This is a genomic window from Alcaligenes pakistanensis, assembly GCF_014652815.1.
Classification (GTDB): domain Bacteria; phylum Pseudomonadota; class Gammaproteobacteria; order Burkholderiales; family Burkholderiaceae_B; genus Alcaligenes; species Alcaligenes pakistanensis.
Genome location: NZ_BMZN01000002.1, coordinates 35,909 through 60,657 on the forward strand (window position 1 = coordinate 35,909; position 24,749 = coordinate 60,657).

The window sequence follows — 24,749 nt, forward strand, 5'->3', positions numbered from 1 at the left end:
AGCGTGTTGCAGTAAAAGAATCAGCGGCCGTTTTGTTGGGCACGTTCGATCAGCGACCACCACTGGCCCAGGGTGACGACCGAGGCCATCTCAGAAAACTCGATGGGCGCGCCCGCTTCACGCCAACGGGTGGCCAGGGTCATGACACGCATGGAGTCCAGGCCCAGGTCGATCAGGTTGTCGTCGTCCAGGATGTCCTGGGGATCTTCATGCAGCATGGCGGCAATGTCTTGCCGCATGTGTTCTAGGGTAAGTGCAGTACTCATGATTAGTCTTGGGTCGTGTTTTCTAGTTGCTCGCGCAGCTGGGCGCGCAGTTCTTTGCGGCTGATCTTCAAGGCCGCCGTTTCCATGAAACGGTCTACAAAGACGATCTGGTCCGGCACTTTGAAGTCGGCCAGCCCACGGCTGCGTATCCATTTCTTCAATTCAATGGCGCGTGGCTTGTCCTCTTTGGGGATGATGAAGGCGCAGCTGCGCTCGCCCAGGAACTCGTCAGGCACCGAAACCACGGCCGCATCAAAGACCTGCGGGTGAGCCAGCAGATGGTCTTCAATTTCCTCGGCGGAGATTTTCTCGCCCGCGCGGTTGATGTGGTCGGTGGCTCGGCCCTGAACCATCAAATAGCCTTCAGGCGTCATGCGTACCACGTCGCCCGTGCGGTAAAAGCCGTCCTCGGTAAAGGAGCGGGCATTGGCCGATGGATTGTTGTGATAAGCGCGGATGGTGTAGGGGCCTCGCGTCAGCAGGTAGCCGGTCTCGCCAGGGGCAACCGGGTCGCCGTTGTCGTCCACGATCAGGATTTCATCGTCCGGGCTGATGGGGCGGCCCTGGGTATGGATGATGGTGTCTTCCGGGTCGTCCAGGCGGGTGTAGTTGACCAGCCCTTCGGCCATGCCAAACACTTGTTGCAAGGTCACGCCCAAGGTGGGGCGCACGCGCTTGGCGGCTTCCGAGTTTAATTTGGCACCGCCAACCTGAATCACTTGCAGGGTGTCCAGTTTGGCACTGGTTTTGGTGGCGGCATCCATCCACAGCATTAGCAGCGGGGGCACCAGGCTGGTGTCGGTCACGCCTTCGCGTTCGATCAGCTCAAAGCACACGTCCGGGCTAGGCGCAGGGCTAAGCACCACTTTGGCACCGACGTACAGCGCACCCAGAAAACCGGGCGAGCTCATGGGGAAGTTGTGCGCAATGGGCAAAGCACCCAGGAATACGCTGTTCTCGTCCAGGCCCGCAATCTTGGCGCTTTCGCGCAAGGTGTAGATGTAGTCGTCGTGCGTGCGGGGAATCAGCTTGGACAAACCCGTGCTGCCGCCGGAAATCTGCAGGAAAGCCACTTCGGAAGGCTGGGCGGCCGACACGGGCACATCGACATTCGCGGCGCTGCTTTGCAACTGGGCCAGCGAGGTGAATTCTTGGGCATCGCCCACGATGTAAACCTGTTCTACCTGCGGGCAGCGTTCACGCAGCTCGCGCACCAGGGGCAGGTAGTCAAAACCGGCGTGCGTATCCACGCCAATATAGGCGCGTGCCTCGGCGCTATTGGCAAAGTGCTCTACTTCGGTGATGCGGTGCGCAGGTAACACGTACACGGGCAAGAGACCGGCACGGAACAGGCCAAAGATCACGCTGACGAATTCAGGGATATTGGGCAGGTGTACCAGGACACGATCGCCTTTGCGCAAACCGGCTTGCAGCAGGCCTGCCGCGATCTGGCTGGCGTATTGATCCAGCGCGCCATAGGTCCAGCGCTGCTTGCCGCCAATAACTGCTTCACGTTCCGGATGGTGTTGCGCGCGCGTGCGCAGCAAGGCACCAAAGGTTTCCCCTTGCCAGTGTCCAGCGTCGCGATATCGCTGAGCAAAAGCGTCAGGCCAAATTTGTTCAACAGGAATAGATTTCATCATGGTAATGAGAACTATTACATAAATAAGTAGGCTTGTCAGATTTACTCATGGTCGGTCAGCTTGGCGTCAGGCAGTTGAATACTGTCTAGAAAGCTGACTTTCCGGGGAGCAAAGGAAGTGTTCAGACAGACAGCAGCGGCATAGTTTTCCGCTGGCCGGTGACTGTGCACCACCAAACCTTGCAAGATGGGATGGGGGGATTGTACGGTGCATCCACGATCTGGGTGGCCGTCCAAGGATAATTCTTGAGGCTGGATATGAAAACCCGTGCCCGCGTGTTTCAAGGCGGCTTCTTTGCCGCACCACAGCGCATAAAAGTCCAGATCGCTCTTTAGCCAGGTGCGCTCAGAAGCCACGCTGCAATGTTCCAACAAACCCGGTTTGACGGGCAGACGCATGGCTTCAATGTCCACGCCCAGGTTTTGATCGGCGATACCCAGCAGTACGCGTTCGCCGCTATGAGACAGGCTGAAGTGCAGATCGGTATCGTCCAAGTCCAATACGGGCTTGCCGTGTTCCAGATTCTTGATGGGTACACCTTGCGGCGTACAGCCCAGCAAGGGAGCCAGAAAATGACGCAGGGCACCATGGGCCAGCAGGCTTAAATGCTGGTCCGACTGCCGCCTGCGGCGGGCAATCACAGCTAAGGTGCTGTCTGGGATCTGGTCTCGTAACCAGAGTTCCATACCCGGTGGCAGGGGAAGGGACAGGCTGTACAGACCCAGCATGTCAAAGCCCCAAATGGCGTTGCAAAAGGGCGGCGTCCTGGCGTAGTTGCTCTGCCGGGCCGTCGTACACCAGTTGACCATTCCCCAGCAGCAAGGCGCGATTAGCCAGTTGCAGGGCCAGACTCAGATTTTGTTCGGCCAGCAAAACCGTAATACCTTGCTCGTTCAGTTTTTGCAGCTGGGGCAGCAAGGTGTCCTGAATGGTCATGGGGGCCAGACCTTCGCTGGGCTCGTCCAAAACAATGATGGAGGACTGAGTCAACAGGGCGCGGGCCAATGCCAGCAGCTGCCGCTCGCCACCGCTTAGCGCAGAGCAAGAGGACTGACGGCGCTCGTACAGGCGCGGCATGGTTTCGTAGATGCCTTCCAGTGTCCAGCGATCATTCGGATGGGGGCGGCGCGCCAGCCCGGCCAAACGTAGGCTTTCCTGCACCGTCAGAGTGGGAAAGCGGCCCCGGCCTTGCGGCACTAAGGCCATGCCCAAACGGGCAATCTGGTGGGTCGGACAGCCTGCAATATCTTGGCTATGAACGCGTATCTGGCCGCTCCATTGCGGGCCCATATTGAACAGGCAATGCAGCAGACTGGTTTTCCCAGCGCCATTGCGGCCTAGCAAGGCCACGCTTTGCCCGGCTGGAATCTCCAGCGAGATGTTTAGCAGAATGTCGGCCCGGTCGTAACGCGCATTCAGGCCTGAGATCTTCAGCGCTGTGCTCATGCTGTCTCCAAAGCCAGTTCGCCCAGATAGGCCTGGCGTGCCCCTTTGTGCTGGCGTACCGCGTCCGGTGTATCGCAGATCAGCAAGGTGCCGGAAGACAGCACCGCAATGCGATCACATTCTTGAAAAACAATATCAATGTCATGACTGATCAGCAGCACGGCACATTGGCCGCGCATGGCATGCACCAGCGCCATGACTTCACGGGATTCGGACTCGGACAGGCCAGCAGTGGGTTCGTCTAGCAAGAGTACGCGTGGCTGCTGGGCCAGAGCAATCAGTAAATCCAGAATCCGTTGCTCGCCATAGGACAGGGAGCGTGCCAGCACATGACCTCGCCCAGCCAAGGCGCTGTGCTCCAGCAGTTCTTCTGTGGCTTTCTGGCTGGCTGCGCGAGCGGCCTTGCGGCCCCACCAGTGGTAAGCGCAGTCTTTCTTGATGCGCACGGCCAGAGCCAGATTCTGTAGCAGGGTCAGTTCGGGGAAAATACGGCTGGTTTGAAAGCTGCGCACCATGCCTTGTTTGGCGCGTTCAATCGGGCCCAGACTGCGCAAGTCTTTGCCTTCCAGAAAGACCTGTCCACTGGAGGGCGTGGCCAAACCGCTGATGAGGTTGAACAGCGTGGTCTTGCCTGCTCCATTGGGGCCAATTAGACCCAGGGTTTCACCGGCGTGCAGCTCCAGGCTGACATCAGTCAGAATATCCAGGCCGCCCACATGCAGAGCCAGTTCGCGAGTGCTTAATAAAACGCTCATGCGGCCCTCTTTCTGCGATCAGCCAGGCCATTGGGCATGAACAGGACCGTCAGCACAAAGATCAAACCCACCAGTAATTGCCAGCGATCCGTGTAGGAGCTTAGGTAGGTCTGTGCGAACAAATAGAACGTCGCACCGATAAAGGCGCCGCGCCATGTGCGTATGCCGCCGATCACACCCATGATGATGAGCGTGGCCGAGAAGCTCCAATGCACTTGTTGTGGGCTGACGTATTGATTGGCAAAGGGATACAGGCCGCCTGCGGCACCGGCAACAGCCCCGGCAATCATGAAGGTGTAGAGGCGAATGCGCCAGGCTTGATAACCCAGGGCGGCCATGCGCAAGGGCTGGTCGCGCAGCCCTGTCAAAGCCAGCCCAATCGGGGCACGGCTAAAGGAGCGCAGTAGCAGCCAGCAGACCAGGGCCAGAACCAGAGCCAGAATCATCAAGGTGTAGGGGGCGCTCAGGGCTAGATCGCCCAGGCTCAAGCGTGGAAAACCGCGCAGGCCGTCGGCCCCGCCAGTCAGATCACGCCAGCGAAATGCCAATTCCCACACCAGTTGGCCAGCCACTAAGGTAGCCACCATAAAAAATAGTTCAGAGCTGCGCAGGCTGATCAGCGCCATCAGCATCGATAGCAGGGTGCCTGCCAGAATGCCCACCAGCAGCATCAGCGGCAGTGAAGCGCCCCAATATTGGCTGGTGATAGAGGTTGCATACGCTGCAAAACCAAAGACCGCGCCGTGGCCCAAGGAGACCAGGCCGCCATAGCCTATCAATAAATTGATGCTGAGCACCGCGCAGCCAATCAGCAAGGCTTCGGTGGTGAAGCGCCACAGAAAAGAGTCGCCCCAGAAATAGCTGCTGAGCAAGAGCAGGCTGGCCAGAGCAGGCCAAAACGCAGTGCGTTGCAGGCAGGTGTTGAGCTTGTTCATTTAAACCTGACGCGTAGCGGATTTGCTCAGGCCATTGGGCCAGCAAAGCAATAAGGCCAGCATGACAGCCAGGGTGGCTGCATTGGCAAAAGCCGGGACCCAGACGCGGGCAAAGGTGGTGACAAAGCCCAGGATCAGCGCGCACAGCAAGGTGCCGCGTACCGAGTTCAAGCCACCAATGACGACGACCAACAGGGCCAGCAACAGGATTTCTTCATCCAGACCGGGGTAGACCGACAGCATGCCCGCCCCCAGCGCTCCACCCAAACCGGCCAGACCGGCGGCTAGTGCCATGCCGATGGCGAACAGGCGGCGCGAGTTCAAGCCCAGGGTTTCGACGATTTGGGCGTCCTGCACGCAAGCCCGGATGGCCGCGCCCCACAGGGTGCGATCCAGCAGAAACCAGAACAGCAGGGCCAGCGTGAGGCCAGTGATGATCAGGAATAGGCGGTAGGTGGGGAAGGGCAGGCCCATGATCCACACCCCGCCACGCAACACTTGCGGCAGCATGGGCGAGAGCGTGTCGGCACTGAAACCCCAACGCATCAAGTCCGCCAGAATCACGGATAGGCCGTAGGTCAGCAGCACCTGCATCAAGTGGGTGCGCTGGTAGAACTGGCGAAAGGGGAAGCGGTCCAGCAACAAGCCCATCAGACCGCACAGCGCAAAGGCTGCAGGGAATGCCAGCCACCAGGGTGCGCCGGATGCCAGCCACTGCACGCTGATATAGCCGCCCAGCAGGAAAAAAGAGCCGTGCGTCAGGTTGATGAAGTTCATCAGGCTGAGCACTAAAGACAGCCCAAGCCCTGCCAGCATCAGCAAGGCTGAGAAGGACAGGGCATTGAGAATTTGGAGCAGAAAGTAAGACAAGGTGTGGCTCAAGAACGCGGGCCGGGGTCCTGGATACGCTGGTAGGTATGAACCACGGTGTTAAAGGGGCGGCCTTGTGTGTCTTTTTCAACCCGGTTGACGTAAATATCCAGAATCGACTGGTTGTTACGCGGGTCAAATGCCATGGGGCCAAAAGCGGTGTTGATAGGCTTGTCCAGCAGAGCTTGCTTGAACGCCGCCTTATTGGACAGATCGCCCTTGACGGCATCCAGACCGGCCTTGATGACCTGACCGGTGACGTAACCCGAGGTGCTGGCCTCGCCGGGCAAACGGCCACGGCTGGCTTGGTAAGCGGCCACAAAGTCCTGGGCAGCCGGAGCGCCAGGGGACTGGTGGAAGGTGCTGACGCCACCCAAAGCGGCATCGCCGACGGCGGTGATGACGTCTTCCTGGTCGAACAAGGCACCGGGCCCAACAATCTGAATCTTGCCGTGCAACTGGTAGTCCTGCATTTGCTGGTGGAAACGCACTGCGTCGGCACCGGCCAGGAAGGTGTAGACGAATTTGGGGTTGCTGGCGGCCAGATTCATCAAAATTGGCGCAAAGTCGGGCGTACCCAGTGGTGTCCAGATGCGCTCGCCCAGCGTGCCGCCTTGTTCCTGATAGGTGTTGGCGAAGTCTTCAATGTATTCGCGGCCGGCGGTGTAGTCCGAACCCAGGGTGATACCCCCGGATTTTTCGATATGCTCGAAGGTCCACAACGCGCCGGTATGGCCCAGCATCCAGCTGGTTTTGGTGGGGCGGAACACATAGGGGCTGGCCGCTTCGCGGGCCAGGCCATTGGCAGCGGCATTGGAAATGAAAGTAGGCAGTTGCGCGTCATGCACGATGTCGCGAATGGCCAGAGCAATATTGGCGCTGATGACGCCGCCCAGGATGTCGATCTTGTCGCGCTCGATCAGCTTACGGACTTTGCGGATGGCTTCGTCAGGCTTGCCGTGGTCGTCTTCTACCAGCAATTGAACCTTGCGTCCGCCCATCTCGTAATTGCATTGTTGCAGCATCAGCTCCAGACCGGCACGCATGCTCTCGCCCAATGAGGCGAAGGGGCCGGACAGGGATGTCAGCAAAGCAATTTTCAGGGGACCGTCTTGGGCACGAAGCAGGCGGGGTACGCCAAACAGCAATGGGCTGGCCGCCGCGGCCAGCAAGAGCTGGCGACGTCCAGCACGGGTAGGGGAGAGAGTCACGAGATCTTATTTCCGTAAGAAAGCCAAGCGTACCTGGCAAGACATCTCAGGCAGCGGCGCTACTACTAAATGTTAATCATTATCATTTTATGGACTTTCGCCCGGTAAATAAAGGCTCATCGCCCTGGATTGTCCATTTTAGGGTTGGACTATCAGGGGCGAGGGGCTCGATATGGGGCTAGACCGGCAGGTGCTGGGTGCTGGAAAGCGGCCAGGCAGACGCTTTTGGGGGAATGGTGTGGCTAAACGCGTTATGGCGTGTTGCCGTTGATATTGGCGCGGATGCGGTTCAGAAACTGGCGTAACTGCGTTAATTCTTCCACTGAAAAGCCTTGAATGGCGCGGTGATGGATATCCAGCGCGGCGGGCAGAACATGCAGAAAATGCTCGCGGCCTTGTTCGTGTAGATGGATTAGTACCCGGCGCTGATCCAGGGGATCGGGCTGGCGGGACAGGTGACCGGCGTTTTCCATCACCACCAGGGCGCGTGACAGGGTGGTTTGATCCACATCGGTGTATTGCGCCAAAGTGCTGACACCCAGGCCATCGGTTTCATTCAGAAAAGCCAGAACGCGCCAATGCAGCAGGGTCAGTTCATGGCTGCGCAGCAAGGTTTGAAAGTCAGCATTTAAGGCCGAGGTGCTGCGGTTGAGCAGATAGGGAATAAAAGTATCGTGCCCGGTATAGGCGTCGGTCAGAGGACGGCTGGCCATAGTGAAGCGGCTTCCTTGATGCAGAAAAAAAAGCAGGCTACTCGTTCTAGGTGATTGAGATAGCCTGCGAAATCCCGGTCAGCGCTGCAAGTTGACCGGGCAAGTGGCTGGTTCAGTGTTAATTGAAATTAGTTCGTATGATCCACTTTGCGCTGCAAAGCGGCAATCGTCAGGTTCAGTGCGAAGCCCAGGACACAGATCCAGACCAAAGGAACAAACATATCAATTGTGCGGTAACTGCGTGCGGCGGCGGTCAGCATATGGCCCAGACCATCAGTGGAGGCAATCATCTCGGCCAGAAACACCACCACGCAGGCAATGACGCCTGCGACCCGTACGCCTGCCAGCACCGTCGGACTGATGGCGGGCAAGATGATTTTCCACAGGCAGGCACTGCGCGATGTTCCGGCAGCACGCGCCGACCAGATCAGCTTGCGATCCACGGTTTGCGCCGCCACCCAGCTGGCCATCAGCACAGGGAAAATAGCGTCGGAGACGACCAAGGCAATTTTCGATGAACTTTCAAACCCCATGATCAGAATCAACGCCGGGTAAAGGGCAATCTTGGGGATAGGGGCCAGCAAGCGGATCAACGCATCCAGCAGAAAAGAGCTCCAGCGCGTCAGCTGGGCAATCAGCGCCAGCGCCACACCGGCCACACAGGCAATCAGCAAGCCGCTAATCAAACGGTAAACCGTAATGCCCAGGTTCTGCCAGAAGTCTGCCTGGCCGGCCAGCTCCAGCACCCGCAAGAGGATGGAGGAAGGCGCGGGCAGCAACTGCGGGCTGACCCAGCCCGAGCGGGTACACAGTTCCCAGATGATCAGCAGGATGGCCGGGCTGATGCACAAAGACAGGCCGGATAGATCCCGACGCTTGGTCGGACGGGTTTCAGTAGCACGCATCGCTTGTCCTGATGAAGCTAAGGTTTTAGAGGTCATAGCGTCATCCTTTGTCCATCAGGCTCTGGGTGGAGTCATGCCAGTGGGTGCAGCGTTTGCGCACGAACTCAAACAGCGCATCAAAGGCAATGCCCAGCACGGCCAGCAGCATGATCACGGCATACACCGTGGAGTACTGCGCCATATCCATAGAGGTGAACAGTAAATTGCCTATGCCTTCCTGACGGGCAATCATCTCGGAGGACACCATTACAATCAGGGCCATGACGACACCCACGCGGCAACCAATCATAACTTCCGGCAAGGAGGCCGGCAGCACGATCTTGCCCAGACGGCCTAGCGGGCCCATGCCCATGGATTGGGCCACCCAGATCAGCTTGGGTTCGATACGGGTTGCGCCGTGATAGCTGTGATAGAGCAAAGGCAGGGACACGCCCAGCGCGATAACCAGAATTTTGGAAAAATCCCCCAGACCAAACCACAGCATCAAAATCGGCATCAAGGCCGCTTTGGGCATGGGGTAGGCCAGGGCCACCAAAGGATAGAAGGCGGTATAGACCAGACGGCTGCGGCCCATGGCCAGCCCCAGCGGCACGGCCACGACCAAGGCCAGGGCATAGCCCGCAAACATACGGCCGACGGATTGCAAGATGGCCGACCAGGCCATAGGGTCGCTGATCAGTGCGGGTAGCTCTCCCATGGCCGCCCAGGGACTGGGAAAGGAGTCCAGGCCAACCCAGCGGGCCAGCCCTGCCCAGGCCAGCAGCACCAGAATGGCCGCCATGACCAAAGAGGCCCAGCGATTTTCATACCAGTGCTGTGGCGTCATGGGTGGGCCTCCGCCATCAAGGATTGCTCCAGACGGATGATGGTTTCCTGGTAGACCGGATTGCGCAACAGCTCGCTGCGGACGCGCGGTCGTGGCAAGTCTATGTCCACAATCTCTTTGATGCGGCCGGGCGAACCCGTCATGACAATGACGGTATCGGACAGGAATACCGCCTCGTCCACCCCGTGGGTGACAAAAACCACGGTGTTGCGCAACTGCTCCCATAAACTGAGCAGTTCCGTTTGCAGGGTGACACGCGTATGGGCATCCAGCGCCCCGAAGGGCTCGTCCATCAGCAGAATGTCCGGCTCATAGGCCAGGGTGCGGGCAATGGCTGCACGCTGACGCATGCCGCCGGACAGTTCACGTGGATAGAAGGACGCGTAAGGCCCCAGCTTGACCTTGTCCAGCCATTCGATAGCGCGCTGTTCGGCCTGGGCTTTGGGCATGCCTTGTTCGCGCATGCCGTAGGCCACGTTTCCCAGCACGGTTTTCCAGGGAAACAGAGCATATTCCTGAAATACCGGGCCCCGGTCGGGGCCTGGGCCGATAATGGGCTTGCCCTTGACGCGGATCTGGCCGCTGGAGCAGGACTCAAAACCCCCTAACATATAGAGCAGGGTGCTTTTACCGCAACCGCTAGGTCCCAGAATAGACACAAAGCGCCCTGCCGGAATGCTCAGGGCGATGTCTTGCAAAGCCGTATGGCTGCGGCCTTGCCGGGTGTTAAAGGTTTTACCGACACCATCCAGTTCAATCATGGTGTCGCCTCCCGTAAATCAGCTCGGTAAAAGTCCTGCACGTTCAAGGCTTGCTTTAAGAAACCGGCTTTGTGATAGCGGTCGTATGTGCCCTGAATGGACTCCAGATTGGGCTGCATGTCTGGGACGCGTGCAAAGTCCTTGTCCGTGAACAGATATTGGGCCAGCAGGTCTTTGGGGGCACGGGTAATTTGTGCAGTGACATCCACGGCCAGCGCGGGGTCTTTGCTGAGCATGCCCATGGCGGTTTTCAAATCCTGCACGTAGGCGCGCACCACTTCGGGGTTGGCGTCGCTATAGGATTTGCTGCAGGCCTCAAAGATCTGCACCGAGGGGCTGGCTACTTCCGACAGAGAGAACAGCTTGCGCAAGCCGCCTTTCTTTTCGTTCAGCAGGGCAAAGGGCTGGGCCATGGGGCCGGCATCAATACGGCCACTGCGTATGGCATCAGCCGCAGGCGGGAAGCCGGTTTCAACGATTTTTACGTCTTTATCGGGATCAATGCCGTTCTGGCGCAGCCACAGCAGCATGTCGAAGTACACGCCCGCGCCATAGGCATTGGTGCCAATGACTTTGCCTTTCAGATCAGCGGCTGTCTTGATCGGGCTGTCTTCCTTCACCGCCCAATAGACGGAGAAGTGATCATCGTCCGAGTGCACATGCTGGGCCACGATATAGGCCCCCAGGCCGCTTTCTATCGCGCCGTTGGCCAGCGACATAGGTGCCATGGTGGAGCAGTCCAGCACGCCGGCGCGCATGGCTTGAACCATGGGCGAGGTGCCCTGGAACTGGGTCCACTGGATTTGATATTTCTTGCCCAGTTGCGGGAACAGCTCGGGGCGTTTGGACATCAGGTACTTAGCTTCCTCGCCCGGGATGGTCCAGCCTACCCGCAGGGTGGGGACTTCCTGAGCCTGGCTCAGACCGTGACAGCTCATCAGGGCAAACAGCAACGCAGCGGTTTTTTTCATTCCTGTGTCTCCTTGGCAAGGTGATCGGCGCGGGCAGGGGCCAGGCCGACGTGATCCAGCATTCCCAGCACGCGGGCCAGCACATCACGGCGATACGCCTGTTGCTGGTCGGCCGGGTATTCGTGAAAGCCCTGTCCGCTACGCAGACCATTGCGGCCACTTTCCATATAGCGGGTAATGATGTCGGGCACGGCGTAGCGTTCCGGGTCCAGATTCTGCGAGAGGTATTGCCCGGCGTGGTACAGAATGTCGTTGCCACCGTAGTCGATGAACTCCAGCACGCCGATGCTGGCAAAGCGGAAGCCCAGGCCGTAGCGGGTGGCTTTATCAATATCGGCCGCGCTGGCGACACCTTCGTCAACCATGCGAGCAGCCTCGTTCATGATCAGGGTTTGCAGGCGCGGGACGATGAAACCGGGGTGGCAGCCACAGACCACGGGCACTTTGCCTATCGATTCCAGATTGCTTTGCAGACGATTCAAGGTCTGTTCGCTGGTGCCGGGGTGGGCGCTGATTTCCACCAGGGGAATCAGGAAGGCCGGGTTCAGCCAGTGCGCGTTCAAAAAGCGCTCGGGGTGGCTCAACATGGGGGCCAGGTCGGAGGCCAGCATGGTCGAGGTGGTCGAGGCGATCAGTGCGTCGGGCTGAGCCAGTTCACCGATACGGCCTAACGCATCGGTCTTGGCTGCCAGGGTTTCGGGCACGCCTTCGTAAATCAGATCGGCCTGTCCCAACACGTGGGCGGCATCTCGTAAAGGGGCGACGCCGATGCAGGCCAGATAGCCGTCGATCTGCTCGGCGGCGAACATGCCCAGCTCAGCCAATTGCTCCAGTGTGGCGCGTAATTCCTGGCGGATCTCGGCTTCCAGACGTTCGCTATCAGCCGCTTGGCGGGGTTTGAAATCCAGTAGGGTCACGGCTTGGCCGCGCAGCGCATAGGCCAGGGCAATGCCCCGCCCCATGCGACCTGCGCCCACCGCAACGATACGTTTGATCGGGGCGGGCGTACTCATCAGGCTCTCCCGGCGTGCAGCATTTCTTGCAGTTGCTCGCGGTTCATCTTGTCCAGACCCAGGCTGGCCAGTGTGCGTTGGCCTTGACGCAGGTCTTCACCCACGATGGCACCGGCAATCGCCAGCAAACCTTTGGTGACGGGGGCATCTACACCGGCCCAGTCGGCTACAGAAGCGAAGAAGGCCAGGCCCAGCATGGTGTCTTCACGCATGTAGCGGTGTTCGTGCAGGTCGATCTTCTCGCGCCAGTCACCGCTTTTTACCAGTTTGGAGTGCGAGGAGCGGTCGCCATACATCCACTGGTCGTTTTCGTAGTGGTCGGACAGGGGGAAGTGCGGGGCACCGTAACCCAGCGCTTCACGAATGCGCATGCGCTCATTGTCCAGCTGGGTGGTCACTGCACGTACCGAAGGCTGGGTGCCTTCATTGTGAATGTCCCAGGCCGGGAAGTGCTCCAGCGGGCCGGCGTTCATCATGATCAGTGGTGGGTGGATGATGGGGCCGGCATTCATCAAAGCGCCGGACAGCGCATCTTCGCAGCGCTCTACGCTGGGGAATACCTTGCCAATTACATCCAGTGCGTGATCGGTATTGCGGGCGGGATACACGCCGGTAGGCAGGCGGGTGGCGCGGGTGGTGATGTTGATGACGGTATCGCCATGCTTGCGGGCCAACCAGGGCAGGGTGCCGGTTTCCGCCCAGCTGACATCAGCTTTGTTGCCGGTGCCACGCACGATTTCGCTCATGATGAAGGAGCCAAAGGTGCCTGGGGGCAGGAACACGACCTGGCCGTCGGTCAGGTGGGGAGCCATGACGCGGGCAATGTCTTGCTGGGCAATAGCGGGCGACGGAATCAGTACCAGATCAGCACCGGCGATGGCCTCGCCAATATCGGCGCAGACTTTGGCAATGGGAATGTCGCGCTCGCCTGCTTCGTCTTTCAGGGTCATGACTGGACGGTCCAGCAAGGGCTGCAGCTGAGCCGTATCACGACGCCACAAACGAACTTCGTGGCCCTGTTCGCTCAAGTCTGCCGCTGCCGCGTAACAACCGTGTCCGCCACCTAATACCGCTACCTTCATATTCGTCTCCAATCTCTTTTTTGATTTCTATGCACTTGCATATAAATACAGACTAAAAGATGTTGAGGCCTAAAACAAGAGGATGAATGGGGGGAGTTACCCTAGGGCGGGAAAACTTGGATATCGAATGAAACGGCGCAGAATACGCCTAAGAAAAACGCGTCTACGTCGCGCCGTTAGCCAGTTCCAGAGCACGCAGGGTGGCTTGTGCCAACACATGGCCGTGGCCAGCTCCAGGCAAAATATGTAGTTCTGCCTGCATGCCTTGACCTTGCAGCTGAGCTTGCAGTTTTTGCATGGCTGGCAAGGTAGGCACACCATTTTGACGGCCTTCGGGGCCCGCCGCCTGAGCGCTAAGTGGATACCAGGCCTCTGATGCACCAGCCAGAATATCCACCTGTACCGGCTTGCCCAACTGTTCCAGCAAAGACCAGATCAGGGGATCGCGCCACCACAAAGAGGGGCTGGCACACAGGTAATGATGGATGGGCAGGCTGTGCTGGCTAAGTGCATACAGCACGAACAGCCCAGCATAGGAATGACCGTAAAGACTGATGCGCGAATGGGCCAGCGTGGGCTCCATTCTTTGTGCCACAGCCAGGGCCATACGAACTTGTTCGATCATGGCGGGCGCGCCACCGGCTTGCCATTGCGGCACACGCGGGTCGCTCCATAAGCCGCCATCCGGACCGGGGGGGGTGTAGTCCAGGGCGCGATAACGGGTGATCTGATCGCGCTCGCCCTGGTAGCCCAGCGACAGGATGGCGCAGCGTTCCAGAGCCGGGTGCCCGCTTTCTTCCAGCAGCGGTAAAGTCCACTGACCATCAAGCAGGCACAGCAAAGGCAGGGGGCCTTTTTGGGGCTCCCCGTCGGGCAGGCGCAGCAGTACGTGATGGGGGTGGCCGCCCGCAGGCGGTAGCTCCAGTGGAATCAGGCGGGACATGAAGGCTTAGGGTGCGGGCTTCAGGTCAATCATGTAGGTGCCTTCCATCGGAACCGTCAGAAAGCGCTCGTTCACCTCTTGCAGCGTCTTCAAGGCCGAAACGCCCTGGAAACGATCCGGGTGAATCCAGGCCGCCAAGGCTTCGATAAAGATCATGTGCAGGGGCGAATCGTTGAAGGCGTGCCAGATGCCGTGGCTATTGCCACTACGCACCGCAGGCAGTGCTTGCAGGCGGTTGCCGTCAATAATCGCTTGCAGGCTTTCACGGGCCTGTTCCGGCTCCACGCCTGTGCCGATGCGCAGACCGCCGGAAGTGGCACGTTTGCCCGCGCCCGTGCCAGTGGCTACATACACCACAGGAGCACGCGAATGAATGTACTCAAAGTTCAGCTTGCCGGTAGAGCTTTTCAGAACGTCCGCGCCAATATTGTGGCCGCCTGCATAGCTGATCATGTCGTTGAAGGTACCTGCGCCGGGGGAGTTGCAGCAATCGGTGCTGCCTGCATGGGCGTGTACAAATACAGGCGGGTGGTCGGCTTTTGGCAGATCGGCCAGTCGCTGGGCCACGCCTTGCATATGCTCTTCGTAAAACTGGATGAATTCGTCGGTGCGTTTTTGTTCACCCACGGCATAACCCAATGCCCGCAGGCTGGGCACGGTGTTTTCCAAGGGGTTCACGAAGAAGTCGATCACGATGACAGGCACTTTGGCCGCTGTCAGACGCTGGATCAAGGCCGAATCACGTGTGTCCTGGCCGGGTGTCAGGCCCGCAAAGGCAGCCGTCAGCACCACTAGATCGGGGCGCAAGGCCAAAGCCTGTTCCACCGAGAAGGTATCTGCCGTATGGCGGCCCACAACGGGAATCTTGGCCAGTTGCGGATAGCGCTTCAAGTAGGTTTCGTATTCGTTGGAAAAGGAGGTCTTGAACTCATCTGACCAGCCTGCAATCAGGTTGGCCGGTTCGGGGTGAACCAGAGCCAACACCGGAAAGTGGCGCGCCTGGGTCAGCACAATGCGTTTGGCCGGGCCGGGCAGGGTTACGGTACGACCCATGGCATCGGTAACTTCGATGGGCTGGGCCTGCACGCCCAAAGGCAAGAGCAAGGTCAGCGACAGCAGCAGGTGGCGCAGGATGTTCATGGGTTCTCCGAGGTCACAGCACAGGCTCTTGCAGCCCGTCGATAATGATTTGCAAGGTGCCTTGCGAGCAGCTTTCCACGCGGGCGCGCACGCCATAGGCTTGGGCCAGCGAGTTGGGGGTAATGACCTTGGCAGGCTCCCCTTGTGCCAGCAGGCCACCGCCTTCAATCATCAGGGCATAGTCGCTGTGGCGCAGGGCCACATTCAGATCATGCAGGACGATCAGGGTGATCAGATTATTGTCGTGGGTTTCCTGGGCCAGCAAATCCATCACATGAAATTGATAGTTCAGGTCCAGAGCGGATAAGGGTTCATCCAGCAGCAGCAAGGTAGGCTTGCGGATCAAGGCTTGCGCCAGACCCACCAATTGCTTCTGGCCGCCCGAGAGCTGATCCAGGTAATGCATAGACAAGTGTGCAATGCCCAGGCGCTGCAGAATGTGCATGATGTGATCGTGATCCACATCGCGGGCATGGCCACCGGGCGCAGACGCATTGGCCGCGACCAGCACGGATTCAAATACACGTAAGTGAACCGAGGCCGGCAAGGACTGGGGCAAGTACACCACTTTTTGCGCCCGCTTCTCGAAGCTGACGCCGCTAAGTTCCTGACCGTCCAGCAAAATCTTGCCCGTGGTGGGCTTGAGCAGCCCCGCCAAAGACTTGAGCAGGGTGGATTTTCCGCTGCCGTTGGGACCCAGCAAGGCCACTAGCTGACCGGGTTGCAAAGGCTCTATGGTCAGCTTGGAGAGAATGACGCGTTTACCGTAGGACAGGCTGAGATCGTGGACTTCAAGCATGGTTCACTTTATTTGACGTCGCAGCACAACGCCCAGGAAGAAGGGCACGCCCACCAGCGAGGTGACAATGCCAACCGGGATGATGATGCCGGGCACAATGTTTTTCGAGGCAATCGAGGCCAGCGACAGAATCACCCCCCCTACCAAGGCACTGCCGGGTAGGTAGAAACGGTGGTCTTCACCAAACAGGCGGCGGGCGATGTGCGGGGCAATCAGGCCCACAAAACCGATGGTGCCCACAAAGGACACGGCCAGCGCCGCCAGCAAGCTGATACGCAGCAAGGACACCAGACGCAGGCGCGACACATTGATACCGAAGCTGGTGGCCCGGTCTTCGCCCAGGCGTAGCGCGGTCAACTTCCAGGTATCGCGTAAGGACAGCGGCAGGATCAGTGCAAAGACCCCCAGCATGATGCCCACCTTGCCCCAGGACGAGCGCGACAGGCTGCCCATGGTCCAGAACACCAGCCCTTGCAGGGCTTCAGCGCTGGCCACAAACTGAACCAGTGACACCAGCGCGTTAAAGGAGAACACCAGCGCAATGCCAAACAGCACCAGGTTGGCGGTGCTCATCGCCCCCCAGCGGGCTACCGCATCTAGCAGCAAGGCCGAGAGCAGGGCAAACACAAAGGCGTTGGCGGCAATGGTCCAGGCTTGTGGAACGCCGGGAAGGGACAGGTCTAGAACAATGGCCAAAGACGCGCCAAAGGCCGCTGCCGAGGAAATCCCCAGGGTAAAGGGGCTGGCCAGCGGGTTGTTCAAAATGGTCTGCATTTCTGCACCCGACAGGCCCAGCGCCAAACCAATGGCCATGGCCATCAGGGCATAGGGCAGGCGGATTTCCCAAACGATGACACGCGTGGTCGGGTCGGACTGCTCGGGGTTGAACAGGGCGTGGCTCAGTTCTGACAGGCTAAGACCCGAAGGTCCCAACATGAAGTCGGCCATGATGGAGGCCAGAATCACGAGGACCAGGGCACCGACCAAGAGCCAGCGACGTCTGAGGATGTGTTGATAGTCGACCAGCGCGGGGGCCGGAACAGCAGATGTGGACATTAAGTGTCTGAATGATAACCGTTTACATAGAAAGAAAGTATAGTTCATTGGCTAGGGTCTGTTAACACTAAAAGCAGTCTTAACTGCGCAGGCTTTCGTGTCACCAGGACCTTGGCTTTGGCGTCCTTACCGCGATTCTTTTATGCAGCTTGAACATCTGGATTTTCTTTCCCCTTTGGGCCGACAGTATCGTCTGACTTTGGCTTGGCCGCATGCTTTTGCGCCAGCCCAGGGCTGGCCATTGGTGTGTGTGCTTGATCTACCGCAATTTGAAGCGGTGCTAGCCGCCTGTGAAAAGCAGGCTCCACAAGCCTGTGCCGTGTTGGGCATCGGGTATAGCGGGGAGAGCTGGCGCGATCAGGACTTTACGCCTGCGCTAAACGGGGAAGCCGGCCATGCATCGGACTTTCTGGCGATGATGCAAGACGTTTTCTTGCCCTGGGCTTACGCACAGACTCCCTTGAATCCGCAGCGGCGTTTACTGTGTGGTCACTCACTGGGTGGCTTGTTCGCCTTGCAGCTTTTATATCAGCAGCCGGAATTGTTTGATGCGCTTGTGGTATCCAGTCCCTCTGTGTGGTGGGGGGACGAGTTTCTGGCTCGATTGCTGGCCCAAGCTCTTCCCAACGCCGCATTGACGACGCCCGTGCAGTTTTCTGTAGGCGAGTACGAGCAAAGTCTGGGCCCGGCAGAAGAAGTCCTGCCCGAGGACAAACGCGAGCAACGCCGCCTGCGTTTGCAAGAGCGCCGTATGGTGGACGGCACACGCGAACTGGCTCAGGCGCTGGCCCGGCAACAGGGCGGTGAACCACGTTTTCGTATCGTGCCGGGCTGTAATCACAGTCAGTCCGGTTTGGCCGCTTTGCCGCAAGGCTGTTTGGAGTGGTTGGCTGATTAGTTAGAGCGCGGGCCTTGTTAGAGCATTCTGGTTTCTTGCCGGTGCCGCTGGTTTATAGCCTTGGACGGAGCGGGATGCTTTATTTCATCCCCGTGTTCGGGCAGACCGGCACGGTTTCTTCTTGCTCTCAAAGACGTGCAAGACGGTGATTACATGTATCCTCTGAACGTCCCGGAGCAGACCCGTATAATGCTGCTCACGCTTGCTTGAACCGGCTTTTCTGCCCTTCTTGTTCTCTTTTTCCCGTATTTCAGGTCCCCGCCCTATGGTTGCGCGTCGCGCTTCGTCTGTTCCCGATTCTTCCGTCCCCACTCAAGCGGGTTTGCTGCTCCATCCCCAATGGTTGGACTACCCGCGTCTGGAAGGTGTGGCGCGTCAGATTGCCAAGAAGGCACGCTATCAGGACCGGGCCGGAATACGTCGGCTGTGGCTGAAAGCCTGGCGCTTGCCGCAGGACGCCGCCTTTTTTAATCAGATCATTACTGCCGAGCTGGGTTTGAAGGATGCCGATCAGCGCCTGGAATCCCAAGGGGTGCCCGAGGTCGTCATTCGTACCTTGCGTCTGCTGTATCAAATGAGTGCAGACAAGCTGGATGCGGATATTTATGAAGTCCTGCGCGAGCAACTGCTTGAACAACGGGGCCAATTGGCGGGGGCGATTGCTTCCCAGTCTTTGCCCTTAAGCGAAAATTGGCCCGAAGGCGAGCGCAGTCCGCGTTTGCTGGCCCTGGTCGAGGCGTGGCAGTCCTTGCCCCTGGCACAGACCTATCTGTGGCAGTTGCAGGCCGAACAGCGCGACCGCGATCAACGTGCCCAGCGTTGGGAACAGGCTCAAAAAGAGCGCGAACAAGCGCGTCAAAAAGAACAAGGCGATAAGCAGCGCAAGTTTGATCAAGCCCAGGAACGTTTGACGGCCTGGTTGCAGGAACAAGGGTGTGAGCCCCAGCGCATCACGCTGGAGGCCTTCGAGGGCTTGCAGGCCGGTGAACCCGCCCATTGGTTTATGACGGTGTATGGCCGTAATGCTAGCGCTGCCGTGCTGACCCAGGAGCTCAAGTTGGACGCCGAGCAACAGGAGTTCTTGTTACAGGCGCAGGCTCAACGTCAGGAGCGGATACGTGAACAGCGCCAGCAACGCTGGGCCTGGGAGCAGGAGTGCATAGGCTCGGAAGAAACCATGGCCTTGCTGGGTATTACTCGTCAGGAATACGAACTGTGGATGGCCGATCGCCGTTTACCCAGCACCAAGCTGGAAGTGCGCGGCGGGGCCGCGGCAGGGCGTGATCGTGTCGCCCACCATCCCGATCTGCTGGCTGCTATAGAGCAAAACCAGATTGAGCAGTGGCGCGAACAACATGCCAGCAGCTTGAGCGCACGCGACCGCTCGCAGTATCAACGGGCAGCAGACCGCGCTCGCACGCAGTGGCGTCAGCAGCAGGTGCTGAACCAGATCAAAAAGCAGGAAGAGTGTGATTACGAGATAGACCCGCAAGACCCGCAGCGTCTGTGGTGGCATAAAGATGTGTGGCTGGCCGTGAATGTGGCCGTGGCCGGGGAGCGCCAACATTGGCGTGCCAATGTGCGTATGCAGGCGGCTGTGTCGTTGCCGCGTACGGGCTCGGAGCTGGACAGACTGCCCGCCCGTGTGACGGTGCTGTTTAACACTGCGGCCCAGAATCGTTTATCCCAGCGCCTGGAAGATTCGCTGGATGCTTTTTTGCAGACCCAGCGTCCCTTGATTGATGGTGCCTCCTTTCTGGAACTGGCCAAGGCCTTGCGCATGGCGCTGGAAGAAGGCATTGAGCAAAAGGAAATCGAGGCCGGAGATTTTGAAAAACGCCTGCTGAATGGGCCGGTGCGCCGCATTTTGGAAAGCGTGGAGCAACAGCGCGCGCAAGATTTAATGCGTTTGGGCGACTTCCCGCAAATCTTCAGTTTGGCCCGTGGCATACGTCGTCATCTGGTGTTCCGCTTGGGGCCGACCAATTCCGGCAAGACGCACGAGGCTTTGGAAGCCTTGATGGAAGCGCGTTCCGGGGTTTATTTGGCTCCTTTGCGCTTGCTGGCCATGGAAGTGCGTGACCGCCTGATGAATGCCGGCATTCCCTGCAATCTGGTGACAGGTGAAGAGCGTGTCATGGTGCCCGGTGCCCAGCATACCGCCTGCACGGTGGAGATGATGGACCCCACGATGGAAGTACGCGTGGCCGTCCTGGACGAGATTCAAATGCTGCAGGACGAGCAGCGAGGTTGGGCCTGGACTGCTGCTTTGGTGGGGGCGCCCGCCCGCACCTTGTTTGTATGTGGCGATGCCTCGGTGCTGCGCCCGTGCGAGCGTCTGGTGCGTTCCATGGAAGAGACCATGGAGCTGGAGTTTACCGAGCGCAAAACGCCGTTAGAGATCATGCCCTATCCGGTAGATCCGCCCCGCGCCACGGGCAAGCAAGTGCGTCAGGAGGCGCCTTGGCGGGGCCGTAAAGACCGTCAGCGTGAAGCCCAGGGTGTTGCCAAAGGCGATGCGGTGGTGGCCTTTACGCGTAAGGATGTGCTGACCTTAAGCGCCCGTTATCGTGCCCAAGGTTGGAAAGTGGCGACGATTTACGGAGCCTTGGCCCCTGAAGTGCGACGTACAGAATCCGAGCGATTTTCGCAAGGCGAGGCCGATGTACTGGTGGCCACAGACGCCATTGGTATGGGGCTTAACCTGCCGATTCGTCGCGTCCTGTTTTCTACCGTCCACAAGTTTGATGGTCGCTCCATGCGGGCCCTGACGGCCACCGAAGTGCGTCAGATTGCGGGCCGGGCCGGCCGTTATGGCTTGTACCCCAAAGGCTATGTAGGGGCCATGGACAAGCAGGACTTGAACCATGTGCGTACCCAGTTGCAAACCGATGCTGCCAGTGTGGACTTGCGTCTGCCCATTGCGCCCAGCCCGGAGCATGTACAGGCACTGTCGGCCTTGTTGGACAATAACAATGTAGGTGCCGTGCTGCAGTATTTTGCGCAGAAAGTTGCCTCGGACAGCCCCTTGTTCCAGACGGCGGGATTGAAAGACGCTATAGAGCTGGGCTTTTGCGTAGACCGTCTGGCACCGAAGCTGGAGCTGCGCGAGAAGTTCACCTTTGCTTGCGCGCCGGTGTCAGTGGATAAGGACACTGAGCTGGATTACTTCAAGCGTTGCTTGTCGGCGTATGTGGCGCAGCGTCCCATGGCCTTGCCACCTGCGCCGTCCTGGTTGAAATCGGCCAGCCCTTCGCGTCTGGAAGATGCAGAATTGCTTAGCAAGCAGATCAGCCTGTATGCCTGGCTCAGCATGAAGTTTCCGCAAGTATTTGATCAAGGGCCGTGGTTGCCGGAAGTGCGCTCTCAGGTCAGCCGCTTTATTGAGCGCAGCCTCTTGCATCAAAGCGGTTTTGGCCAGACCAGCCGTGAAGCCTATGGCACGCCATCGCCGGGACGTCGTTCTTAAGTTGTAAGGAAGCGGATACGGAGCGGGGCCGAGCTAGGGTGCAGTGGTTTTGGTTCGACCTTCTATATATCGTTTGATACATTATCCCCCGTACGGAAAGTGTCCGTACGGTCCGGTTAAGGGGTACCATTCCCCTATCCCCGCGCCGATTCTGGCGTCCTCCCTGTTTTCCAAAGCTATCTATGAACTACCGCAAGCTGACCCTGGTGTTGGCGGCCTTGGCCATGTTGGGGCCGTTCGCCACGGATGCCTATTTGCCTTCGTTTCACCGTATTGGTGAAGAGTTTCTGGTAGACCAGTCCCTGGTCCAGCAAACCCTAAGCGTTTACCTGTTTGGCTTCGCCTTCATGAGCCTGTTCTGGGGCACGCTGTCGGACAGCTTCGGGCGGCGTCCCGTTATCCTGGCCTCCCTGATTTTATTTCTGATTGGTTCGGTGGGCTCGGCGCTAGCCCCCAGCTTTTCCTGGCTGCTGTTCTTTCGCATGTTGCAAGGCTGTTCGGCTGGGGCCGGGCGTGTCGTGGGGCAGGCGCTGGCGCGGGACTGTGTGCAGGGCGTGGAAGCCCAGCGCTTGTTTGCCCACATCACTATGGTGTTCAGTCTGGCTCCGGCGATTGCACCTGTGCTCGGTGGCTATTTAAGCGCCTATGCAGGCTGGCGTTCGGTGTTCTGGCTGCTGACGCTGCTAAGCCTTGCGCTGATGGCCCTGTGCTGGCGGCAATTGCCTGAAACCTTGCCGGTCGCCTCGCGCCAACCCTTAAAGCCCATGATCATCCTGGGCAACTATGCCCGTGCGTTGCGTAATGGCCGTTTTGTATTGGCGATCTCCGCTGTGGCCTGTGCTTTTTCGGGTTTCGCCTTGTATATCTCTTCCGCAGCCAGCTTTGTGATTGGTGTGCTGGGCCTGACAGAAACGGCGTTCGCCTGGCTGTTCCTGCCCTTTATTGGCGGTATGTTGGGAGGTTCCATCCTGAATGCGCGCTTTGCAGACAAATTGCCCCCGGCTCGCATGATTCGCCTGGGCCTATCCATTATGCTGGGCGGCGCAGTATTCAATACGCTGTACAACCTGCTGTTCCAGGCCGAGGTTCCCTGGGCAGTCATGCCGATTTTTGTCTATGCCTTTGGGATGTCCATGGCCCTGCCGGGCATGACGGTGGTGACTTTAGGCACCTTCCCGACCATGCGTGGCCTGGCCTCTTCGATACAAAGTTCCTGGCAAATGCTTTTGTTTGCCACGGTATCCGGTGTGGTAGCACCGTTGCTGTTTGAAAGCGGTTTGCTGCTGGCATTAGGCATGTTGTGTGCTGCTGCCTTGTCGGCGGGTTTCTGGTGGTGTAGCCAGCACCGTTCTAAATCGACTGAGGTCTAAGCCTTTATCAAGACCGGGTGTGACTGCTTTCCTTATGCTCAGCACCCGTGTTTTGAGCAACGCTCTGACTGCTACTTCGAGCGCCATTGTGATCCACAGTGGCGTTTTTATTTTCAGCTGTACTGCTGGACATCGAGGGTGTAAACCATTGCACCAGGCCCATGCCTGCCAAGATCAACAACACACCTAGAATCCGTCCCATATGCACGGGGCGTGGAGTCAGCCCCATCAAACCGTAGTGGTCGATCAGCATGGAACTGAGCATTTGCCCGGCCACGACACAGACGATGAAGCTGGCGGCTCCCATACGGGGGGTCAGGATCAGGGCCGCGCTGATATAGATGACACCGCCAATACCACCCGTCCACACCCACCACGGGGCATGCGCCAATTGCGCTGTCAGGGGGGCGGGGGCGCGCATCAGCCACAAGGTTGGCACAACCAGGGCGGCACTGATGCACAGCGATACCAGCGTTGCCCACAGAGGATGCCCCAGGACTTTACCCAGAACGGCATTGCTGGCCGCCTGGAAAGGCACGGCAGAACCGGCAAATATAGCCACCAACATACTGAACAAAGCGGTACCGGGCATAAACGTATCTCCCTAGAAATCAAAGCTCTATCTTGCACTATTCGTTGTTCTTATTGAAATTAATAGTGTGCACAGTCATTATTCGTTCTATGGATGAACTGCGACGTATAGATTTAAACCTGCTGCTTAGTCTGCATGCTCTGTTGACCGAACAGCATGTGACCCGTGCGGCCCACCGACTGCATAAAAGCCAGCCGGCGGTCAGCCATGCCTTGGCGCATCTGCGTCAGGTTTTCAACGATCCTTTATTGATACGGCGGGGAGCACGGCTGGAGCCCACAGCTCTGGCCCTGCAACTGCAACGCCCTTTGGAGCAGGCTTTGCAGCAGCTGAACGGCTTGCTGGATGCCGGTGGTTTTGATCCGGCCAGTGAACAGCGTGAGTTTCGCTTGGCCATGTCCGATTACGGGGCACAGATTGTGCTGCCGCCCTTGATGCGTGTCTTGCGGCAACAGGCTCCCGGTATTCATCTGGCAGTGAGCCAAGGTAGCCGGGAAGCGATGCTGGCGCAGCTAAGCGATGGTGAACTGGATGTGGCCTTAGGGGTGTTCTCTGACATTCCGGCCGGTTTGCAGGCACAGACTTTGTTTGAAGAGCATCTTATTTGTATTGCCGACCGCGCCAGTTTGTCTACGCCTGCCGGGCCGGATCTGGACGAGTGGTTGCAGCATCCCCATGTGCTGGTTTCTATGCGCCCCGGTGGTGAAAGCGAGGTCGATAATGTGCTTAATCGAAGGGGACTGAAGCGTCAGATTGCCCTATCTTTGCCGCATTGGAGTGCTGCTGCCCAGGTGCTGGCGGGTACTGATCTGATTCTGACGGTTTCCAGCCGCAGCGCCGAACCCTTGCGTGAGCACCCTGAACTGGTTTTTTTCAAGCCACCTTTGCCCATTCCCTCGGTCTTGTTTCAGCAAGTTTGGCATAGTCGACGGCATGCGGACCCGGCCCATGTCTGGTTGCGCCAGCAATTAATGGATTGCTGCCAGAGCTAGGCTTGACCCTTTATAACGGGCCAGTGCTTGACGATACCGCCTGCAGTTTCCGACAATTTAGGTTTGCCGTTGAATTTCCCCTTTAATCCGTTT

24 protein-coding genes are annotated in these 24,749 nt (G+C 58.6%); 4 read left to right on the forward strand and 20 right to left on the reverse strand.

The features are described 5' to 3' along the window. Positions 1 to 20 precede the first annotated feature (20 nt). The 19 genes from IE156_RS05160 to IE156_RS05250 all read right to left on the reverse strand — a co-directional run bounded on the left by IE156_RS05160 (position 21) and on the right by IE156_RS05250 (position 17,335). A complete protein-coding gene (locus IE156_RS05160) occupies positions 21 to 266 on the reverse strand; it encodes a phosphopantetheine-binding protein (RefSeq protein ID WP_189391480.1) in 246 nt (81 codons plus the stop codon). 2 nt (positions 267 to 268) lie between these two features. Then, the gene (locus tag IE156_RS05165; RefSeq protein WP_189391481.1) at positions 269 to 1,909 is read right to left on the reverse strand and encodes a (2,3-dihydroxybenzoyl)adenylate synthase; all 1,641 of its coding nucleotides are present in this window, start codon (positions 1,907 to 1,909) and stop codon (positions 269 to 271) included. 41 nt (positions 1,910 to 1,950) lie between these two features. Further along, positions 1,951 to 2,637 (reverse strand): 4'-phosphopantetheinyl transferase family protein, encoded by a 687-nt coding sequence (locus IE156_RS05170; RefSeq protein WP_189391482.1) that lies wholly within the window; start codon positions 2,635 to 2,637, stop codon positions 1,951 to 1,953. A gap of 1 nt (position 2,638) precedes the next feature. Continuing rightward, complete coding sequence (locus IE156_RS05175) at positions 2,639 to 3,355, reverse strand: ABC transporter ATP-binding protein (RefSeq protein WP_189391483.1); 717 nt, start codon at positions 3,353 to 3,355, stop codon at positions 2,639 to 2,641. Then, positions 3,352 to 4,110: an ABC transporter ATP-binding protein gene (locus IE156_RS05180; protein ID WP_189391484.1), complete on the reverse strand. Its 759-nt coding sequence runs from the start codon at positions 4,108 to 4,110 to the stop codon at positions 3,352 to 3,354. The genes IE156_RS05175 and IE156_RS05180 overlap by 4 nt, the downstream gene beginning before the upstream one ends. Then, entirely contained in the window at positions 4,107 to 5,045 is a 939-nt protein-coding gene (locus IE156_RS05185) for a branched-chain amino acid ABC transporter permease (RefSeq protein WP_189391485.1), read from the reverse strand. Before IE156_RS05185 ends, IE156_RS05180 begins: the two co-directional genes overlap by 4 nt. Then, on the reverse strand, positions 5,046 to 5,927 hold the full coding sequence (locus IE156_RS05190; RefSeq protein ID WP_189391486.1) for a branched-chain amino acid ABC transporter permease: 882 nt from the start codon (positions 5,925 to 5,927) through the stop codon (positions 5,046 to 5,048). Continuing rightward, positions 5,924 to 7,126 carry an ABC transporter substrate-binding protein gene (locus IE156_RS05195; RefSeq protein ID WP_229841037.1) on the reverse strand — a complete coding sequence of 401 codons (1,203 nt, stop codon included), beginning with the start codon at positions 7,124 to 7,126 and terminating at the stop codon, positions 5,924 to 5,926. The genes IE156_RS05190 and IE156_RS05195 overlap by 4 nt, the downstream gene beginning before the upstream one ends. 251 nt (positions 7,127 to 7,377) lie before the next feature. Further along, a complete protein-coding gene (locus tag IE156_RS05200) occupies positions 7,378 to 7,839 on the reverse strand; it encodes a MarR family winged helix-turn-helix transcriptional regulator (protein WP_189391487.1) in 462 nt (153 codons plus the stop codon). A 128-nt stretch (positions 7,840 to 7,967) separates the two neighbouring features. Beyond that, the gene (locus IE156_RS05205) at positions 7,968 to 8,780 is read right to left on the reverse strand and encodes an ABC transporter permease (protein WP_229841038.1); all 813 of its coding nucleotides are present in this window, start codon (positions 8,778 to 8,780) and stop codon (positions 7,968 to 7,970) included. A gap of 4 nt (positions 8,781 to 8,784) precedes the next feature. Next, positions 8,785 to 9,570 (reverse strand): ABC transporter permease, encoded by a 786-nt coding sequence (locus tag IE156_RS05210; RefSeq protein ID WP_189391488.1) that lies wholly within the window; start codon positions 9,568 to 9,570, stop codon positions 8,785 to 8,787. Next, positions 9,567 to 10,331 (reverse strand): ABC transporter ATP-binding protein, encoded by a 765-nt coding sequence (locus IE156_RS05215; RefSeq protein WP_189391489.1) that lies wholly within the window; start codon positions 10,329 to 10,331, stop codon positions 9,567 to 9,569. The genes IE156_RS05210 and IE156_RS05215 overlap by 4 nt, the downstream gene beginning before the upstream one ends. Then, complete coding sequence (locus IE156_RS05220) at positions 10,328 to 11,302, reverse strand: ABC transporter substrate-binding protein (protein ID WP_189391490.1); 975 nt, start codon at positions 11,300 to 11,302, stop codon at positions 10,328 to 10,330. Before IE156_RS05220 ends, IE156_RS05215 begins: the two co-directional genes overlap by 4 nt. Then, a complete protein-coding gene (locus IE156_RS05225) occupies positions 11,299 to 12,315 on the reverse strand; it encodes a 3-hydroxybutyryl-CoA dehydrogenase (RefSeq protein ID WP_189391491.1) in 1,017 nt (338 codons plus the stop codon). The genes IE156_RS05220 and IE156_RS05225 overlap by 4 nt, the downstream gene beginning before the upstream one ends. Next, complete coding sequence (locus IE156_RS05230) at positions 12,315 to 13,397, reverse strand: NAD/NADP-dependent octopine/nopaline dehydrogenase family protein (protein ID WP_189391492.1); 1,083 nt, start codon at positions 13,395 to 13,397, stop codon at positions 12,315 to 12,317. The genes IE156_RS05225 and IE156_RS05230 overlap by 1 nt, the downstream gene beginning before the upstream one ends. 163 nt (positions 13,398 to 13,560) lie before the next feature. Then, a complete protein-coding gene (locus IE156_RS05235; protein WP_189391493.1) occupies positions 13,561 to 14,340 on the reverse strand; it encodes an alpha/beta hydrolase in 780 nt (259 codons plus the stop codon). A 6-nt stretch (positions 14,341 to 14,346) separates the two neighbouring features. Further along, entirely contained in the window at positions 14,347 to 15,480 is a 1,134-nt protein-coding gene (locus tag IE156_RS05240; protein ID WP_189391494.1) for an ABC transporter substrate-binding protein, read from the reverse strand. Positions 15,481 to 15,493: 13 nt separating this feature from the next. Further along, positions 15,494 to 16,279: an ABC transporter ATP-binding protein gene (locus IE156_RS05245; RefSeq protein WP_189391495.1), complete on the reverse strand. Its 786-nt coding sequence runs from the start codon at positions 16,277 to 16,279 to the stop codon at positions 15,494 to 15,496. Between the two features lie 3 nt (positions 16,280 to 16,282). Next, positions 16,283 to 17,335 carry a FecCD family ABC transporter permease gene (locus IE156_RS05250; RefSeq protein ID WP_189391496.1) on the reverse strand — a complete coding sequence of 351 codons (1,053 nt, stop codon included), beginning with the start codon at positions 17,333 to 17,335 and terminating at the stop codon, positions 16,283 to 16,285. Positions 17,336 to 17,477: 142 nt separating this feature from the next. Here IE156_RS05250 and IE156_RS05255 point away from each other — a divergent pair, with 142 nt between their 5' ends. From IE156_RS05255 to IE156_RS05265, 3 genes are all read left to right on the forward strand, one after another. Next, the gene (locus IE156_RS05255; protein ID WP_189391497.1) at positions 17,478 to 18,233 is read left to right on the forward strand and encodes an alpha/beta hydrolase; all 756 of its coding nucleotides are present in this window, start codon (positions 17,478 to 17,480) and stop codon (positions 18,231 to 18,233) included. Positions 18,234 to 18,498: 265 nt separating this feature from the next. Further along, positions 18,499 to 21,702 carry a helicase-related protein gene (locus IE156_RS18355; protein WP_229841039.1) on the forward strand — a complete coding sequence of 1,068 codons (3,204 nt, stop codon included), beginning with the start codon at positions 18,499 to 18,501 and terminating at the stop codon, positions 21,700 to 21,702. Positions 21,703 to 21,884: 182 nt separating this feature from the next. Beyond that, complete coding sequence (locus IE156_RS05265; protein WP_189391498.1) at positions 21,885 to 23,072, forward strand: multidrug effflux MFS transporter; 1,188 nt, start codon at positions 21,885 to 21,887, stop codon at positions 23,070 to 23,072. Between the two features lie 7 nt (positions 23,073 to 23,079). On the opposite strand, the gene IE156_RS05270 is transcribed toward IE156_RS05265, so the two are convergent. After that, on the reverse strand, positions 23,080 to 23,664 hold the full coding sequence (locus tag IE156_RS05270) for a DMT family transporter (RefSeq protein WP_189391499.1): 585 nt from the start codon (positions 23,662 to 23,664) through the stop codon (positions 23,080 to 23,082). Between the two features lie 89 nt (positions 23,665 to 23,753). Between IE156_RS05270 and IE156_RS05275 the strand changes: the two genes are divergently transcribed. Further along, on the forward strand, positions 23,754 to 24,656 hold the full coding sequence (locus IE156_RS05275) for a LysR family transcriptional regulator (protein WP_189392222.1): 903 nt from the start codon (positions 23,754 to 23,756) through the stop codon (positions 24,654 to 24,656). The last annotated feature ends 93 nt before the right edge of the window (positions 24,657 to 24,749 follow it).

Coding starts and splice junctions, on each gene's coding strand:
- IE156_RS05160 (WP_189391480.1), bottom strand. CDS start 266: ATGAGTACTGCACTTACCCTAGAACACATGCGGCAAGACATTGCCGCC.
- IE156_RS05165 (WP_189391481.1), bottom strand. CDS start 1,909: ATGATGAAATCTATTCCTGTTGAACAAATTTGGCCTGACGCTTTTGCT.
- IE156_RS05170 (WP_189391482.1), bottom strand. CDS start 2,637: ATGCTGGGTCTGTACAGCCTGTCCCTTCCCCTGCCACCGGGTATGGAA.
- IE156_RS05175 (WP_189391483.1), bottom strand. CDS start 3,355: ATGAGCACAGCGCTGAAGATCTCAGGCCTGAATGCGCGTTACGACCGG.
- IE156_RS05180 (WP_189391484.1), bottom strand. CDS start 4,110: ATGAGCGTTTTATTAAGCACTCGCGAACTGGCTCTGCATGTGGGCGGC.
- IE156_RS05185 (WP_189391485.1), bottom strand. CDS start 5,045: ATGAACAAGCTCAACACCTGCCTGCAACGCACTGCGTTTTGGCCTGCT.
- IE156_RS05200 (WP_189391487.1), bottom strand. CDS start 7,839: ATGGCCAGCCGTCCTCTGACCGACGCCTATACCGGGCACGATACTTTT.
- IE156_RS05205 (WP_229841038.1), bottom strand. CDS start 8,780: ATGACCTCTAAAACCTTAGCTTCATCAGGACAAGCGATGCGTGCTACT.
- IE156_RS05210 (WP_189391488.1), bottom strand. CDS start 9,570: ATGACGCCACAGCACTGGTATGAAAATCGCTGGGCCTCTTTGGTCATG.
- IE156_RS05215 (WP_189391489.1), bottom strand. CDS start 10,331: ATGATTGAACTGGATGGTGTCGGTAAAACCTTTAACACCCGGCAAGGC.
- IE156_RS05220 (WP_189391490.1), bottom strand. CDS start 11,302: ATGAAAAAAACCGCTGCGTTGCTGTTTGCCCTGATGAGCTGTCACGGT.
- IE156_RS05225 (WP_189391491.1), bottom strand. CDS start 12,315: ATGAGTACGCCCGCCCCGATCAAACGTATCGTTGCGGTGGGCGCAGGT.
- IE156_RS05230 (WP_189391492.1), bottom strand. CDS start 13,397: ATGAAGGTAGCGGTATTAGGTGGCGGACACGGTTGTTACGCGGCAGCG.
- IE156_RS05235 (WP_189391493.1), bottom strand. CDS start 14,340: ATGTCCCGCCTGATTCCACTGGAGCTACCGCCTGCGGGCGGCCACCCC.
- IE156_RS05240 (WP_189391494.1), bottom strand. CDS start 15,480: ATGAACATCCTGCGCCACCTGCTGCTGTCGCTGACCTTGCTCTTGCCT.
- IE156_RS05245 (WP_189391495.1), bottom strand. CDS start 16,279: ATGCTTGAAGTCCACGATCTCAGCCTGTCCTACGGTAAACGCGTCATT.
- IE156_RS05250 (WP_189391496.1), bottom strand. CDS start 17,335: ATGTCCACATCTGCTGTTCCGGCCCCCGCGCTGGTCGACTATCAACAC.
- IE156_RS05255 (WP_189391497.1), top strand. CDS start 17,478: ATGCAGCTTGAACATCTGGATTTTCTTTCCCCTTTGGGCCGACAGTAT.
- IE156_RS18355 (WP_229841039.1), top strand. CDS start 18,499: ATGGTTGCGCGTCGCGCTTCGTCTGTTCCCGATTCTTCCGTCCCCACT.
- IE156_RS05265 (WP_189391498.1), top strand. CDS start 21,885: ATGAACTACCGCAAGCTGACCCTGGTGTTGGCGGCCTTGGCCATGTTG.
- IE156_RS05270 (WP_189391499.1), bottom strand. CDS start 23,664: ATGCCCGGTACCGCTTTGTTCAGTATGTTGGTGGCTATATTTGCCGGT.
- IE156_RS05275 (WP_189392222.1), top strand. CDS start 23,754: ATGGATGAACTGCGACGTATAGATTTAAACCTGCTGCTTAGTCTGCAT.